The organism is Thermalbibacter longus, assembly GCF_023806485.1.
Lineage (GTDB): Bacteria > Chloroflexota > Chloroflexia > Thermomicrobiales > Thermomicrobiaceae > Thermalbibacter > Thermalbibacter longus.
This window is the reverse complement of record NZ_JAMSLR010000001.1, coordinates 99,568-115,304: the sequence shown is the minus strand read 5'-3', so window position 1 is coordinate 115,304 and position 15,737 is coordinate 99,568. Positions and strand designations below refer to the sequence as shown.

At 67.2% G+C, this 15,737-nt stretch carries 13 protein-coding genes and 1 pseudogene; 2 read left to right on the top strand and 12 right to left on the bottom strand.

Annotated features, from left to right (window positions below):
• The first annotated feature begins 31 nt into the window (after positions 1 to 31).
• Entirely contained in the window at positions 32 to 415 is a 384-nt protein-coding gene (locus NET02_RS00505; RefSeq protein WP_284055404.1) for a hypothetical protein, read from the top strand.
• A 152-nt stretch (positions 416 to 567) separates the two neighbouring features.
• On the opposite strand, the gene NET02_RS00500 is transcribed toward NET02_RS00505, so the two are convergent.
• From NET02_RS00500 to cmr1, 10 genes and pseudogenes are all read right to left on the bottom strand, one after another.
• Positions 568 to 1,395, bottom strand: a complete 828-nt coding sequence (locus NET02_RS00500; protein ID WP_284055403.1) for a S1C family serine protease — start codon at positions 1,393 to 1,395, stop codon at positions 568 to 570.
• A 9-nt stretch (positions 1,396 to 1,404) separates the two neighbouring features.
• On the bottom strand, positions 1,405 to 2,217 hold the full coding sequence (locus NET02_RS00495; protein WP_284055402.1) for a hypothetical protein: 813 nt from the start codon (positions 2,215 to 2,217) through the stop codon (positions 1,405 to 1,407).
• A gap of 99 nt (positions 2,218 to 2,316) precedes the next feature.
• Positions 2,317 to 2,382, bottom strand: a pseudogene (locus NET02_RS16645) (zinc-ribbon domain-containing protein); the annotation flags it as partial.
• Positions 2,383 to 2,395: 13 nt separating this feature from the next.
• Complete coding sequence (locus NET02_RS00490; RefSeq protein ID WP_284055401.1) at positions 2,396 to 3,742, bottom strand: peptidase domain-containing protein; 1,347 nt, start codon at positions 3,740 to 3,742, stop codon at positions 2,396 to 2,398.
• A gap of 220 nt (positions 3,743 to 3,962) precedes the next feature.
• Positions 3,963 to 5,279 (bottom strand): TIGR02710 family CRISPR-associated CARF protein, encoded by a 1,317-nt coding sequence (locus NET02_RS00485; protein WP_284055400.1) that lies wholly within the window; start codon positions 5,277 to 5,279, stop codon positions 3,963 to 3,965.
• On the bottom strand, positions 5,276 to 6,598 hold the full coding sequence (cmr6, locus tag NET02_RS00480; protein ID WP_284055399.1) for a type III-B CRISPR module RAMP protein Cmr6: 1,323 nt from the start codon (positions 6,596 to 6,598) through the stop codon (positions 5,276 to 5,278). Before cmr6 ends, NET02_RS00485 begins: the two co-directional genes overlap by 4 nt.
• Positions 6,595 to 7,542 carry a type III-B CRISPR module RAMP protein Cmr4 gene (gene cmr4, locus NET02_RS00475; protein ID WP_284055398.1) on the bottom strand — a complete coding sequence of 316 codons (948 nt, stop codon included), beginning with the start codon at positions 7,540 to 7,542 and terminating at the stop codon, positions 6,595 to 6,597. The genes cmr6 and cmr4 overlap by 4 nt, the downstream gene beginning before the upstream one ends.
• 1 nt (position 7,543) lies before the next feature.
• A complete protein-coding gene (locus NET02_RS00470) occupies positions 7,544 to 8,620 on the bottom strand; it encodes a type III-B CRISPR module-associated Cmr3 family protein (RefSeq protein ID WP_284055397.1) in 1,077 nt (358 codons plus the stop codon).
• Positions 8,617 to 10,365 carry a type III-B CRISPR-associated protein Cas10/Cmr2 gene (gene cas10 / locus NET02_RS00465; RefSeq protein WP_284055396.1) on the bottom strand — a complete coding sequence of 583 codons (1,749 nt, stop codon included), beginning with the start codon at positions 10,363 to 10,365 and terminating at the stop codon, positions 8,617 to 8,619. The genes NET02_RS00470 and cas10 overlap by 4 nt, the downstream gene beginning before the upstream one ends.
• Positions 10,358 to 11,533 carry a type III-B CRISPR module RAMP protein Cmr1 gene (gene cmr1, locus NET02_RS00460; RefSeq protein ID WP_284055395.1) on the bottom strand — a complete coding sequence of 392 codons (1,176 nt, stop codon included), beginning with the start codon at positions 11,531 to 11,533 and terminating at the stop codon, positions 10,358 to 10,360. The genes cas10 and cmr1 overlap by 8 nt, the downstream gene beginning before the upstream one ends.
• A 353-nt stretch (positions 11,534 to 11,886) precedes the next feature.
• On the opposite strand from cmr1, the gene NET02_RS00455 reads away from it, so the two are divergent.
• Positions 11,887 to 13,260 carry a dipeptidase gene (locus NET02_RS00455; protein WP_284055394.1) on the top strand — a complete coding sequence of 458 codons (1,374 nt, stop codon included), beginning with the start codon at positions 11,887 to 11,889 and terminating at the stop codon, positions 13,258 to 13,260.
• A 78-nt stretch (positions 13,261 to 13,338) separates the two neighbouring features.
• Here the strand turns inward: NET02_RS00455 and NET02_RS00450 are convergent, their stop codons facing one another.
• On the bottom strand, positions 13,339 to 14,700 hold the full coding sequence (locus NET02_RS00450; RefSeq protein WP_284055393.1) for a ferritin-like domain-containing protein: 1,362 nt from the start codon (positions 14,698 to 14,700) through the stop codon (positions 13,339 to 13,341).
• 97 nt (positions 14,701 to 14,797) lie between these two features.
• Positions 14,798 to 15,451, bottom strand: coding sequence for a ferritin-like domain-containing protein (locus NET02_RS00445; protein ID WP_284055392.1), 654 nt, complete (start codon positions 15,449 to 15,451; stop codon positions 14,798 to 14,800).
• Between the last annotated feature and the right edge of the window lie 286 nt (positions 15,452 to 15,737).

Genomic DNA, 15,737 nt, shown 5'->3' with positions numbered 1-15,737 from the left:
CGCCCCACTGGCACCTATGGGAGGAGGAAGGATGGCTAGCCTAGAGGCGGGCGAGCAACCGATGACACCCGAGGAACTAGCAGGGTGGTCGTGCACGTGGATCCCCGACCCCGCGCGCCCCGCCCTCGAAGTCGCCTGCGCGCGACGGAATCGCCGTCAGGCCGGTATCGGTGAGCCGATCGAGGCGAGACTGCATCTCGAGACCGGCCCGCGCCGCATAGTCCGGGTTCGACACCGCATCTGGGTCGTGCACGATCCGGCCGAGCGGCAGCGCATGCGCTGGGGCGAGGAGGAGTTTACGAGCCTGGACGATCTGAGGGCCTGGTTGCAGCAGGTCGGCCTGCCTGCCGAGCTCTCCGACAGCATCGCAAACCGGGTCGAGAGACTCCCCACTCCCGTCTCTCGCCCGGCCTGATATGCGGGCAACTCCACATCCGGTTAGAGCCCAGTTGCTCGTCACCAGGCTCGCCGCGGTCATCCGGGCTCGGCCATCTCTCACCGAGCCCGGATGACCTGCAGCACGTCGCGCGGTCTGTGGCCGGCACTCGAGGGCTGCTCGACTGGAGGTCAGCTCTCAGCCACGCTCATCAACTCTTCGACGGTGACGGCGAAGTTCAAACCTTCCATCGGTATGCCCTCGACGTTACGAATGGCTGCGATCGCCACTCCCACCACGCGGCCCTCGCCGTCCAGCACCGGCCCACCACTGTTCCCCGGGTTCATAGCAGCGTCCGTCTGCAAGTACTCAACTCCACCGACGACGCGACGTCCCGACAGCACGCCGCGAGTAACCGTCGGGTCGCCCAGGAGTTCGGTACCCAGGGCAAATCCCACCACGTAGAGCGGATCGCCGGGCACGAGCTGCCGCGAGTCACCGCGCGCGAGTGGCTTCAACGAGAGCCCATCGTTGACCTCCAGCAGCGCGATGTCGACGACCGGATCACGGAGGAGCACCTCCGCTGGATGTGCGACACCGTCGGGAGCGATGATCAGAACGCGCTGGTTGTCCTCCACGACGTGAGCCGCCGTGACCAGCACCAGCGCATCGCCTCGACTGGCCCAAGCAAACCCGGTACCCTGGCCGGTGGGGGTTCGCACCAGCACCACGCTCCCGATCGCCGCATGAGCCGGATTGTCACCCTGACCGGCCGCGACCGGGAGCGGGGTCGCGACTGGCGTGCTCGCCGCCGCCGGCGTCGGCGTACCGGACAGCACCGGTGTGACATCCAGCGGCGGCAGAGTCGGAATCGGCGTGACGGTGAGCTGCACCCGGGGATCGAGCACCGGGCGATCGGACGGCTCTTGAAGGCGAAGCGCGAGGACGACTCCGAGTGCGACCGCCAGCAATGCCGCCAGCACGGTACCGAGTGCCAGAAGGATCGTGCCCCAACGCATGGGCTGCTCCTAGTAACCGATCTGCGCGAGGAGCCGGGCTCGCTCGGCGAAGAGCTGGTCAAGGCGGGCAGCACTCTTCAGCGCCGCTTCGTAAGCGGCGAAATACCCAACGCTATTGCCACTTCGATAGGCCTTGTTCATGTCTGCGACGGCGTTGAAGAGACGTTCGAACTCCGTGTGGATCTCGTTATCCAGCGCTACCACCTGGCTCATGATCACGCCGAAGGCCTCGGCCTCTTCGGCCCGCGTCTGCTGCCGGGAGGCCTCCTCCCGCGCCTGTGTGAGCTGCCTACCCTGCTCGCCCAACCGAGCGTTCAGGTCGGCAACCTGCTTCTGGTACTCAGCAACTGTCGACTCCAGATCGTCGATCGTCGCGTTGAGCGCGTCGCGCTCGGCGACTAGCGCATCCCGCTCCTTCGTCAGTGCCGTGCGCTCCTGGGCCAGCCGGTCGCGCTCGCCTACGAGTGCGCTCACCTGATCCTGGTAGGCCAGGTTCGCTTCGGTCAGCGCCGCGGCCTGGCGCTCGTGATCGCGAATTAACTGGTCGCGTCGCGAGACTTCGGTCAGGGCCAGGGCAGTGCCGATGCCCAGCGCCAGCAGAAGCGCCACACTCAGGGCCGCCAGCCACCTGACCGCGCCCGTGGCGAGAGAGCGACTCGCTGGCTGCGCTCTCGTTTCGCCAGCCTCCGGCTGATCCTGAGGTTTAGGCTCTCGGGCCTCCAGAGGTGCAGGCCGCTGAGACACCTGCTCGAGCGAGCGTGAGGGGAAGGGGATCACCGCCGGCTCGCTCTGCTGGTCTTTGGGGGCATCTGCTGGTTCCATCGCAACCTGCTCAGCCAGAGCCCCTGCTGTGCCAGCCGGTGGAGGACCGGGCACCGTCTCGAGCTGCTCGTTCGAGTGGGCCAGCTCGCTTGGGAGCTTGGCTCCACAGCCGGTGCAGTAGCGCGCGCCGGGAACTGCTTCCGCACCACACTGAGGGCAGAACATAGATTGACCCCTCCTAGGAAACAGATCGCAGTGCCTGCGTTCGGCCGAGAGCCGGTTTCGTGCCTCGTGCAGCCAGGAGACCGAGCTCGTCGAGGGCAGCCAGTCCCTGGAGCACGTCGAAATACGCAGCCCGTTCCAGCGTTCCGTCACCGGTGGCGAGATACTGGCGCAGTTCCGACGACGCCCGATCGAAGTAGTTCAGTGCGGCGAGTACCTCGCTATGGGCTGACCCGAGTCGCGGCGGCGGCGAGACCTCCCGCAGCGCGCGTACCGCGTCCTGCATGAAGATCAGCCGGGTCTCCACATCGGCCCGCCACTGCGGGTTGTCGCGATCCGGGTGGTCGAGCAGGAACGTGAGCGGTTGGAGCCCGACCTGAAGCTGCCAGATGCTCAAGAAGAGCACGTCGATGTACGGCAATTCTTCGGGCCGGATCTCGGCGTAGGGGCCACCCAGCGCCGTCCAGGTCAGCGGTTCGTCTCCGAGCAAGCCGTACCGCCAGGCATAGTAGTGCTGGCCGACGTTTCCAGCCTCGACCTGCCAGCCTGGTGGATTGTCCGGCGTATAGGTGAGCACCCGCCGCTCGAAGACCTGCACGAGCACGAGCTTCGGCACCCCACCGACCAGGACCGTCGTCCAGTAGGCCTCGGTCAGCGGGTAGCCTGTGGCATAGAACGGGTTTTCGAAGAGCCGTCCGTTCCGAAAACCCCCGTCTTGATAGATGAGGCCTTCGCTCTGCATGAACTCCCAGAAGACCGAGGCCACGGTGTGGTTGGTCTCCGGAACGAACGTGGCAGCCGTCACCCCGAAGCTCGCCAGGCTCTGGTTCGCGCCTACGTTGCCGGCCCGATCGACCGTCTGGATGATCGTCCAGCCGAGCGGCAGCGGCTGGTGGCCCATCAGCGTGTTGAAGGTGGCGTACGTCGGCCCATTGGGGTCATTCGGGTCGCCGGCCACATTGACCAGCGCCGGTGGCCCTTGCCAAAAACTGTTGTGGCCGAGCTGGAGCTGCCCGGTGATGAGCTCCTTAGCCAGCAGGCCATTCGTGACGTACCAGGGATTTACCGGATCAGCTTCTGTATCCGTAATCTCCATCCGCGTCTTGTCGAAATACTGGACGACGCGGAAACCGCGCATCGACCCCTCATCGTATTGCTCGAAGAGAACGTTGCTGAATGGCCCTGGCCCCCACATCCAGGTCCGGTTCGCCTGCCCCTCGGCCACCGGTCGATCTGTCCTCGCCCAAGTGCGAGCGAACGCGGCGCTCATCCCACCCCCGGCGGCGCGAGCCGGCAACGCCTGCAATGGGCCAAGCGCAAGCGCGACAACGAGCACGCACAGAAGACTCGCGGAACGACTCACGCGGGTTACCTCCTTCCCATCGCGTCACACCTCGAGTGCTCGTGCCGGAATGCCGGAAACCGTACGGCTACCCCAACCTTATCCCCCTGGCGCTGTGATGCCGACACGCGCAGACAGACATCTAAACTGAATATCGCCCATCCTGTGGGCTCTCCTTACCGCCCGAGTCTCAGAATCGAGGTCAGTGTCCCCCTCGGACGCTCGGGGACTCGCAACCTGCTCAGGCACCGTCCGACACCCCGTCCAGGAGCTCGTCCCGCGGAAATTGCATGTGTCTGAGTGGCTTACGGACCTTCGCCTCGCTCAGCCGCCGGAGGGCGACCCGGCACAGGTCGAGCGCCGCCTGCCCCTTGCCTTCCCACTCTCTCCGGCTGACCGCCGTCACCCCGTGCGCGAGGATCGACTGGTTGCGCACCGCGAGGAAATCCCACAGTCGATCCCGGGACTCAGCAAACCAGGCAGCGAGTGGTTCGTGCGGGTACGCCGCGAGTACCTCCCAGGCACGCCAGAGACCGAGCTTCCTCGGCTCACCCTCCGGGTCACCGTCGATGCGGCCGCGCGCCTGCTCCGGCAGCTTGCCGGGATCGACGTCTGCGGTATCCACGCCGTAGGCGATGCGCAACCGGAGCTGTGCCAGCAGCTCCAGTGCCCGGTACACGCGCGCGACCGCGTCGTCGTAGCGCCCCTGCGTCGCCCGCCGCTCGGCGTTGAGGAGCAGATCCTCGACGGCGACGTACGGGTCCCGCGCCGCTGCCAGATCGGCGCCGTCTCTCGCCGCCTCGGCCACGACCGTCAGTTGGGCGAGCACAGCCAGCCGCTCGAACGCTGGCTGCCTGCCGGCCGGATAGGAGCGGTAGGCCGTGAACAACTGTCGAGCCGTCTGCAGTTCCCAGCGATCCCACGCGTCGAACGCCCGGCAGAGGTCGCGGATCGGGCGACACCGCTCTGCGAGCTGCGACGAGATGTCGCTGTCGATGATCTCCTCGATGCCCGCTCCTGCAGCGACGTAGTCGTAGCGCGCGAGTGCCGCCCGGAGCGACGCGAGCCGTCTCCGCGCCCGGAGATCGTGGATGCGCTGGACCGGACGATGAGTCTCGGTTCCTGGCACCACCGTCGATCCCTCGCCGCGTTGCCCGCGGACGAGCCGCAAGGTGACCTTGTCGTCCTCGCAGTCGACCGCTGCCATCGCTGTGGCGCAGCTCATCGATTTCGTGCCAGCCGTGTAGTCCACGACGACGGAGGCCTCGGGCCAGCGGCTCTGGAGGCGGTGCAAGGCGGCGCTGACCTGCTCGTACACGAGCACGAGATCGTCCGGATCTTCCAGGGTGAGCACCTCGTGTCGCTCAGGCCCGAGGTTCGCCAGCCGAACATACTCGCGTACCAGGGCGCGTGACGCTTCGGAGCAGACGAAGACGACGTGGTGCGGCTGCGTCCGCTGGATTGCGTACATCTCGGAGCGCGTCTCAGGTCCCTGTTGCGACGGTAATCCGACGTTGAGCACGAGAATGCGCTGGACATCCTGGTTCCGCACTGTCACGACCCGCGTCCCCCATCTGCGACGAATCGCCCGTAGCCACTCGTGGTCTTGGCACCGAAGCCGAGCTCGGCGAGGCCCTGGCGTAGCCAGGTCTCGGCGAGCGCGCGCAGACGGCGCTGTGGATCGGTCACGCCCTGCCGCAGGCCAACCGCGAAGGCGAAGGTCGTCCCTGGCGCGACCGTGAGGAACGTGATCGGTACCGGGTTCTGCCAGGGCGTCGGCCACGGTTCCTTGCCCTGGTAGTAGTCCGGATAGTGCGGCGTCATCACGTCGAGCGCGAGCTCCAGGCCCTCGATCGGGATCGCGTCGAAGAAGACGAGTTGACCGGCCCGTGCTGCCTCCTGGGATTCACCCTCTCGCGGCGCCCGGCCGAAGACGGCCAGGAAGTCCGGATCGCCTTCGCCTCGCCCCTCGACCAGCTCGGCATAGGCGCGTGCCACGCCCTTGACGCCGCTGCCGGGCAGTACAGGCATCCCGAGGCGGTTGAACCGGAACCCGACTTCGAGCGGCCCACCGCTGCCGAGACCAGTCACCAGTCGCGAGTTCGTGCGCATCGTCCACGGCTCGGCGCCAGCCGCGCGCACCATCGCCTCCCAGCGCGCCTGGTAGGCACGGGCCAGCTCCTGTGCAGCGAGGCTCCCCACCGCAGCCTGGACAGCTTTCAGATGCTCGAAGCGCCGAGCAGGTCGGCTACCGTTCTCTCGAACCGCTCCCAAGACAGCGTAGCGGTCGAAGAGGAGGCTAGGGTTCACCAGCTCGCCAGCGCTCCGGAGGCGCTCCCAGGCGTCGACGGTCGAGCGGGGCAGCGGTGGCCGCATGAGCTCCACGGCCGCGCTGTGCTCGGATCGTTGCTGCTGGGCGGGGGGCCATCGAGGCCGTCCCCCGGGTCGCTGGCCACGTGGCTCGTGCGGCCGGCTCATTGCTCGCCCCCCCAGTTCTGCCTCAGCGAAGCGCCGCAGCCAGTTCAGGAAGGCCAGCGCTTCCGCCGTCGCGCGCCGGTACTCCGCCGCCGATGCCTGGCTGGTGATCCACGGCATCAGGTCGTCCCGCTCGCTCCCGAGCAGTTGCGTGCTCACCCAGCGCGAGAGGTCGGCCGCCAGCCGCGCGTGCTCGTTGTCCTGGCGCTTTCCCTTCGAGTCGAGGAAGGCGAGGGTCTGCCCCAGGCCGTTGACCTGCACCATCGCCGGCAGCCCCTTGGCGAGCTGGCAGTAGTCGCTCGCCCAGCCCTTCTTCTTGACATGCTGCACGCAGTCCCAGGCGAAGGCGGCGCGCTCCTGCTCCAGGCTCCGCTGACGACTCGGCTGTGTCGTCCCGCTCATCCTCGCTGCCCTCCCCCATGCACCACGCGCAGCGCCACCGACCCGCGGCCGGTCGTCTCGTCGCCGCCGATCCGGGTGCGCGCGTCGTCGAGACGCAGGGTCAGCCAGCTCAAAAGGCTCTGCCCGTCGTCCTTTACCTTCGGGTACCGCGAGCGCGTAGCCGCGAGCAGCCCGGCGAAGAGCGTCTCCGCCGGCACCGCCTCGGTCGTCCACAACGCGCCTTGAGCGACCGTCTTCGTGCCGGAGTCGAGGCGGACGTGCGCTTCGATTTCCGTGCCGTACTGCACGAAGTCGCGGAAGGCGTCGTCGGGCAGTACGCACAGGTGCGAGGTGAGGTTCCGCTTCCACCAGCCGTACTCTTCGCCGGCAGGGAGCGCGTTCTCCGCGAGCCACCCTCCGAGCCGCTGCACGAAGTCGGCCGAGCTCGTCTCGGCGGTAAAGCTGAACTCCTCGAGGACGACCGAGGAACCCTGTGCCGTGGGGATGGCCAGCGCGCTCTGGGGAGCGACCCAGGCGACGTCACTGTTCGGTCCCTTCTCGGTGATCGACCATTTCAGGGAGACACCGGCCAGTGCCGCCAGCCGGGCGAGGCGTGCCAGCGCGGGGAGGCTCGTCGTCCAGGCGAAGACCCCGGCTAGCGAGCGCACCGGGAAGAGCACGACCCCGAGGTCGGTGACCTGGAGCGCGCCGGCGTGCTCATGCGCCTTCGTCGGCTCGTCGGGCCCGAACACCGCGCGGTGCCGCTCGGCGTCGTCGCTCGCCTCCGCCCCGTTCGGCGCCGTCATCGATCGCAGCACGCCCTTGACGCTCGACGCCTGGACGATCGGGTAGCCGGTGATCCGCTCCCTCTGGATCGGCAGGTCGACCGTGCCGACCGATCGGCCCGTGCCGGCGTGTACCGGCGTCTCGCAGTAGGCGAAGAGCAGCGCGTGTGCTTCGGCCATCTCACCATGCTCCGATCACTGCTACACCGAATCCGATCTCCGCGCCCCACTGGGTGAAACTCGGCCACCAGCAACCCTCGACCCGGCGCAGACGGGTTTCCGGCTCGGCTCGGAACGAGTAGACGCTCCCGGCGGGGACGAAGCGACGCGCTGGGCGGTGCCACTTGGCCGCCAGGCTGAACCCGCCAGCCGTCTCGTACGGGGGCACTGCCGCCGCCACGAGCTCTACTCGCCCCTCGAACAGCACGCTCCAGTCGCGCGGCCGCCACCCGTCCTCGAACCAGGCCGGCGTCGCGAGGTAGACCGAGAAGCGCTCCGGCAACGCATCCGCTACCTGCGGCAGCGGTTCGACGAGCACCGTTTCGAAGCTCGCTGACCTCCGCTCTCCTCCCAGCGCGAGCAGACCGCGCTCCGGCCAGCCCTCGAGTCCGGCGAACTCGACCAAGAGCCCGTACCCTGGCGCAAGCCGTACGTAGCCCGCCTCGTAGTACCGCCCCTCCAGCGTGACGCGGAGCCCCGAGTCCTGCGCGATCCCGACCCGCACCTCCCGCTGCCAGATAGCCCCCTCCGGGCATCCTTCGACCACGCGCCGGTCGAGATATGCCCACAGCTCGTCGAGCGTTAGCCAGCGGAGTGGCTCTCCCTTGGACGCTTTCTCCTCTCGCTCGTCGTCCCAGAGCGGGAAGAACTGCGGGAGCGGAGCATTCGTCCGCAGCCACTCGGGCGGCGTCACCGGAGCCGGCAGGCGGGCGATGCCCGCCCCGGACGGCACCGCGTCCGCAGGGGGCGGGAACAGGCGCTCGACCCGGCCGTCCGCGGTGCGGCGTGCGACGAAGGGACCACACATCCGGAGCGAGCCCCAGCCGTCGGCAGGGCCCACGGCCTGCTCGATCGCGGCAGCGTCGTCGAACGGGACGTCCTTGCGCACCACGGCGAGGTGGAAGGCCCGCAGCGCGCCCTGCAGCGTCGTCGGCAGCGGCGGAAAACGCGACTCCGCGCGGTGGGCTTGCCCAGCGTCGAACGGCCGGCCGTCGCGGAACATCCAGACATCGAGCGGCTCCAGGAACAGCGCTCTCACTCTTCACCTCCAGCGGCCAGGAAGCGAGCGACCACCAGCCAGCCGACGAGCTCTTCAGCGCCAGCGAGACCGGCACCGTCGAGCGCGCTCGCGAAGCTCGTCAGGCGCGCCACCAGTGCCTCACGCTCGGGCGCGCTCCCGTCTGGCCAGTTCCCCTGCCGGGCCACCACGCGCTTGACCACCGCCTCGAACGCAGGTCCGGTAGCAGTGAACGCCCGTGCCGACTCGCGAAGCGCGTAGGGTAACCTGCCCGAGAGGCGATTTCCCCGGAAGAGTTCGACGAGTGAGGCGATATCGAGGTGTTCGAGGTGCGTCCACTTCGCGCGCACCGTCGTCGCCTCGCCGCTCCGGCGCTGGAGCTCGATACACACTGCCCCCTTGCCGGTCACCTGCTTGGCCATCCCCTCGGCCCGGCGTGCGGCCTTGAGGGCGTCGCCGAGCGGCTGCAGCCAGTGCGCCACCACGATCCCGGCCGACGCGGAGCCGCCGGTCTCCTCGTGAAAGGCCTGCGCGGCCCGACGCGCGAAACCGAGCGCGTCCTGGGCCGGAGCCAGGGCGAGCACGTCGTCGCCGCCGTTGTAGACCACCTCGACGAGGGGGAAGTCCTTCTCCAGCTCCCGCACCTGCCCGGCGAAGGTCGCGAGCTTTTCGCTGAACTCGCGGTGCGCCCCAGGAGAGTCCGTGCCCTCCAAGAGCGCGTCGATCCGCGCGCCCATCGAGTCCCCGTCGAGCACGAGCACGGCGACGTAGGGCGACGGCCCGCTAGGCCAGCGGGCCTGACGGTAGAGGGACTGCAGCGCTCTGAGCGCGGCGGCTCGCTCCGGCTCCGGGATCCGGTCTTCTGTCACGTCGAGCTCCTCGGCGAGGGCTAGCCTCTCCAAGCGGTTCGGGAAGAGGAAGCCGCCGTCGTAGGGGAACCTCTCGCTCGCCCGTCGACGCATCCGTCGCGGGTCGACCTGGCAGGCTTGGAACAGCTCCGCGAGGGCGCGCGCGTACGCCTCGAGCGCCTGGCTCGCCTGAGTCTCCGCGTGTTGGAGGAACGGGCGGGCAGCGATGGTCGGCAGGGACGGGAACGACTCCTCTTGGCCGAGACCAGAGAAGCGCTTGACGGCGCCGACCGCGTCGAGCCGCTCGTGCTTGCCGAGCACGCCCATGCCACGCTGGGCGTGCCGCACCTGCTGCCAGTACTTGTTGGCCCCGAGCCGCTCGGTGCACAGCGCGGAGCGGCTGCCGCTGAGGCTGTCTTTGATCCCCGGCTCTTCGACCTGGGCGAACGGGCGTAGGCGCTTGGCGGAGGCCACCGCGGCGGCCGCGCGCCGGAAAGCCTCGCGGTAGGAGCCATCGAGCCGCGCGGCGGCCCAGTAGACCTCCCAAAGGTGCTCGACTTGCCGACGCCACGTCTCGTCCCAGTGCCGGTCGACGGGCCCGAGACGGCTCAGGGTACGCTTCGCCTCCTCGGCCAAGTCGTCCCAGCGGCCGTGCAGTGCGGACTCAGCTTCCTCGGCGATACGCTCGACCTGCTCCCAGGGCACGACGGCGACGATCACGTTCGGCATGTCGTGGCGGTTGCCGTCGAGCGAAGCCGGGAAGACGAGCTCGCCCCCGCTGGCACGGATCGACTGCGCCGCCGCGCTCGCCAGCTCGGCCAGGATGCGGCTGCCCGCGAAGAGGTCAGACGTGCGCCGGGCCTCGGCGATGAACGACTGGACAGGGCTGAAGGTGAAACGAAGCACCCCGTCACTCATAGCGCACCTCGACGGCAGTGGGAAACTGGCGGATGAAGTCCTCTACAATTCGATATACTACTGGGCGCCCTCCCGCCAGCTTTCCGGTTTCTCGAATAGTGGAACCAACAGGAAGTGGTCTCGCTTCAAAGATTGTGGCAAGCCCAAGGATGGCTCCATCCTCACTTCGGCACAGCTTGAGCCAGAGCGGCGACGGACGTCGCTTTAGTTCCTCATCCTCATCTCTCAGCGCGACACTGACCCTAGGTATAGGCAGGCCAAAGATCCACCGATCATGAATGGGGCTTCTCCTTCTATACGCCTGCAGCTTGTTGCCCATCTCTTCGGCTGCCTCCTGCCAAGACCCCCATTTACCAAGCACCCAAATATGACAAAATGCTGGATGTATCACCTCAAACAGTGGTAATTCTGTGGCCTGAAATTCAGCCTGAGAATCAAGTCCATGTCGAATTTGCGATAGTTGTGCGCCAATGTGCATAGCTGCTACTCTAACATCAGAGGGTAGCGAGAAATTAAGGTTCGGAAGTCTCTCTATTTTGCCGATAAGTGCCTCTAGCGATCCGGCAGTTCTCCGCTGGCGAGCTCCAAGAGATCCTAGTGTAATGAGCAGCCATGTAGCGCGTAGCACGTAATCAAGCGCATCAGAGTCTGTAATTTCATCATTGGAATGGTTTGCCAAGTGCTCACGGTCATAGCGGCGATAGCGAGGGGACAGCGAAATATCGAAAACAGTACCCGGGGCAAAGCACCACCTAGCTGCCTCTTTCGAGGTGGCTGCCATCGACCAATACAGATAGTCAATGCCCGCACCGGCCTCGACACCCCCTCGCTGCTTTCGACTCCGCTGGAACGGACGCCACTCCCGCGGCTCCGCCGCTTTCCCACTGAGCGACACTACAACTCTTGACGCCCCGACGCCGTTCTCTCCGCCGGCCGCCCCGAAGACCGACGTTTCCAGCTTGCGCACTCGATCCACCCCGGCACCATCGGTGCCGTAGCAACCACCGGCGAGCGCGCGCAACCAGAACCGCAGCGCGCCCCGCACCGAGGTGGCACGGAGCTCGGCTGGGCCGCGCGGGTCGGCTCCCGCCAGAAACAGGGGCGTGACCGTGCGCAGCGGGATGCGCACCTCCAAAGGGCGTTGCCCTTGCCGTACGTGCTGTTGCATCGAGTCTCCCTTCGCTCCCGGCCGGAAACCGCCGCTCCCGGCCACCGGAGGGACGGGCGATCGCCGCCAGCGGGGGAGTCCCACTCGCTACCTGCCAGTCGCCTCCACAACCCCTAGCGCCGTGGTAGTTATTGACAGCGAAGCGCGCGGCGCGTTGCGGGTTCCTGTCTCCTTGTGGCCTAGGCCACAGTATAAGATCGTCCTCAACCGGTGGGAAGACAGGGGTTCCCACGCCCAAGGAGTGTGCGAACAGAGCGGCCCTCGTACTGGTATGCGATACTGCGATGCTGGCGCCAGCCGCCTGAGAGCGGCTGCGCGGCGCCTGGTTCGAGTCGCTGGTATGGAGGCCAGAGATGAGCGAGCAGTACGATCGGTATCTCGAGGAGCACGAACAGGACCACCTGGAAGCGCTGTTCGAGCTCCTACGCATCCCGAGCGCGAGCGCCCTGCCGGAGCGCCAGGCCGACGTGCGCCGGGCGGCCGAATGGGTGGCCAAACGGCTGCGGGCACTCGGCGTGCCGGAAGTCGAGCTGCTCGAGACCGAGCGCAACCCGGTTGTCTTCGGCCACTGGCACGTCGACGACCACCAGCCCACGGCCCTCATCTACGGCCACTACGACGTCCAGCCGCCCGACCCGCTGGAGCTGTGGGAGACGCCGCCTTTCGAGCCAGCCGTACGCAACGGGCGTATCTACGCTCGGGGTGCGTCCGATGATAAGGGCAACCTGTTCGCCGCGCTCTGCGGGGTCGAGGCGCTCGTCAGGACGCGCGGCAAGCCACCGATCAACCTGAAGTTCTTCTTCGAGGGGGAAGAAGAGATCGGCAGCCCGAGCCTCGGGCCCGTGATCCGCGCCAACCGCGAGAAGCTCGCCTGCGACTTCGTGATCTCGGCCGATGGCGGGATGTACGGGCCCGAGCAGCCGTCGGTCACGCTCTCCACTAAGGGCCTGTGCGCCTGCCAGGTCAACGTGCGCACGGCGTCGACCGACCTCCACTCCGGGCAATACGGCGCTGTCATCGCCAACGCAGTGCAGACACTGGCACAACTCGCGGCTACCTTCCATACGCCAGATGGCAAGGTCGCGGTGGACGGGTTCTACGACAAGGTACGGGAGTTGACGCCCGAAGAGCGGGCCGAGATCGCGGCGGTGCCGTTCGATGAGCGAGAGTACCTGGACAGCGTCGGCGCGCGGGCGCTCTGGGGCGAGCCGGGCTACAGCCCCCTAGAGCGGGCCTGGGCCCGCCCGACGCTCGACCTCAACGGCATCTGGGGCGGCTTCCAGGGCGAGGGAGTCAAGACCGTCACGCCGTGCGAAGCTCACCTCAAGATCACCTGCCGGCTGGTACCTGATCAGGAGCCGGAAGAGATCCTGCGGCTCATCGAGCAGCACGTCGCCCGCCACGCTCCGCCCTGGGCCGAGGTGACCGTTGAGCGCTTCCCTGGCTCGGCTCGGCCCTTCGCTATCCGGCGGGATCACCCTGCACTCCAGGCGGCGAGGGCAGTGCTGCGCGACCTGTACGGCAAGGAACCGCTCGCGATCCGGCTCGGAGGCACGCTACCGGTGGCCGAAGTCTTCCAGCGCGAGCTCGGCGCCGATATGGTGTTCTTCGCCTGGGGCATGCCGGATTCCCGTGTACACGCGCCGAACGAGTCGTACCGGCTAGAGGACTTCCGGAGGATGACGCGCGCCTATTGCCGCTACCTCACGGCGCTCGCCCGTGCCTAGGCCATCGCAGCGCGCAGAGACGAGGGGGGAGCCACGTCAGCTCCCCCCTCGTGCCGCGCCGAAAGGAATCTGCGTGTCCTAGCGCCGGCCCCTGGTGGCCAGCACCTGGGCCCCGATCCGGCCGAGCATGATGTCCCACCGCTCGGGCCACTCTCCCGGGTGCCACTCCAACCGAGCGCGCTCGAAATACTGGACGGTGTACTCCCGGCCGTTGTCCGGGTTGCGCTCGCGGAATTCCTCGCTGATCGGGTAGCCGAAAATCGGCACGCCACCGAACATCTGCCAGTAGCGCAGGAACCCGTGAGCCAGGTTGTGCCCAGTCTGCGGGAAGTAGACACACTCGACATGGTCTGGGACATGGCTGCCGTCCCAGGTGTGCGCGCCCGGGCAGGGGGTTGCGGTGCGGAAGGGCGGCTCGTTCTCTCTGCCAGCCGTCACCTCGCGGCCCAACAGTCCCAGCAGCACGTCCCACCGGTCTGGCGCCGCACCCGGATGCCACTCGAAGCGCGCCCGCTCGAAGTACTGGACAGTCCTCCCGTTCTCGACGAACTCCTCGGTCAGCGGGTAGCCGAAGATTGCCAGCCCACCGAAGTGCTCCCAGAAGGCACGGAAGCCGGCACAGACGTTGTGGCCAGTCTCCAGGAAGTAGAGACAACCGGGCTTGGGCTGCGCCGGTGCTGGAGCCGGAGCCGGCATCCCTGGAGGCATGCAGTCGACCGTCGGCCCGCCCGGCACCGTCTCGATGACACCAGCCGTCCGAATCGTGCCCGGGCCTGGGTAGGTGACTGAGGGGCCGTCACCACCGATATAGCCGAGCCGCTGGAGCAACTCGGCCGCCTCGCCGACGCTGTTGAACAGTGCCTTCTCGAAGGCAACGTCGTTCGCGGGGCGAGTTCCCAGAGCGTAGTTCGCTAGCACACGGTGTTCTGCCTCAGTGCCGGCGATCTGAAATGCCACTTTGACGAGCTCCGTCTGCTTGAGCTCGGCGAACCGCCGGGCCGCGGCGATGTAGGCTGCAATGAAGGCACCCTCCAGTGCCACGATCGTGCTGAAGAGCGCATCGTAGCTCGAGAGGATGCTGGTATCCGGCACGGTGAAGGTCTGCGTCAGCGGCTGCGCGCCGGCTGAGAGGAGGTATTCCAAGTGGAACTGCTCGGTCGCGCGCGCGGCTTCCAGGATATCGATCACCGGGCCAGGGATCTGCCGATCGTATCCACCATTGCGGGCGCTCTCGATCGCTCCGCCGAGCAGCGTCACCGCCATCGACTCGGCGGTCGCCGCGATGTTGGCGATCTCAGCAACGGTCTCGTCTTGCGCGAGGGCGACCCTGAGGAGGCCGAGTCGAGAGAGCATGAACCCGGCACCCAGCGCCCCGACGCCCTTGAAGAGCGTCCGCCGCGACATGTTGGCCGTCGTCAACCGCTCCAGAGCCTTGCTCATCGGTTCTCCTCCTGTCTCGTCATTCGATGCCTCGAACGGCGCCCGGACACGTCCTCGGGATAGGGCTTGCAGGGTACTCCTGTAACAGCCAGCGCCCCTATGGCCGGAGCTGCGTCACCCCGCTGTAGTCGATCTCGCCTGGGCCTGGATAGGTGATCTCCGGGCCATCACCGCCGATGAAGCCCAGTTGGATTAGGGCCTCGGCAGCCGCGCCCACGCTGGTAAAGAGCGACTTCTCGAACGCGACATTGTTCGGCACACCACTGATCACGCTCGCCGAAATGGCATAGAAACGCAAGTGAGCGCGGTGCTCGGCTTCGACACCGCCGATCTGCAGGGCTAGCTTCACCAGGTCGGGCTGACCGAGGATGGCGAACTCCTGCGCCGCCGCGAGATAGGCTGCGATGAACGCTTCTTCGAGGTTGATCGCTGTCGTTAACAACACGCCAGCGTCCGTCACGATCCGGGGATCGGGGATCGTGAACGTCAGCGTCAAGGGCTTGGCCCCGGCACCGACCAGCACCTCGTAATGGGCCTGTTCCGATGCGCGGGCCGCTTTCAAGAACTGGATCTGCTCGTCGTTCAAGGCGAGCTGGCCATCGAGCGCGCTCTGGATCGCGCCACCGATCGCGGTGACCGCGAGCGCTTCAGCCGTCGCAGCGATGTCGATGATCTGCTGAACCGTCTCGCACTGCGCCGCCGTCTGGGCCAGCAAAGCAATACGTCCGGGTGTCGCGTTCAACATGGCCATCCCTGTCGTCTCCTCTCCGTTCTCGCTGCCAGTGCCGCACTAGCCGGCACGCGGTTCCATCACCAGCCTTCACGCCACTCTGGGGCGGATACCTCCTCGCGTACGTACCGTGCAGTAGTCGCCAGGTCATCGCGGCCGCCTCATGACCGGCTGCGACGGTGCATACGAGCCCGCCGCCAGCCTGGATCAACGGGCTGCCGACTCGCCTTACCGGTCACAATTCCTGATCGTGATAGACTAGCGATGAGATTGAGCGTCTTCGGCAGATCTCTTCGGCGCGCGAACA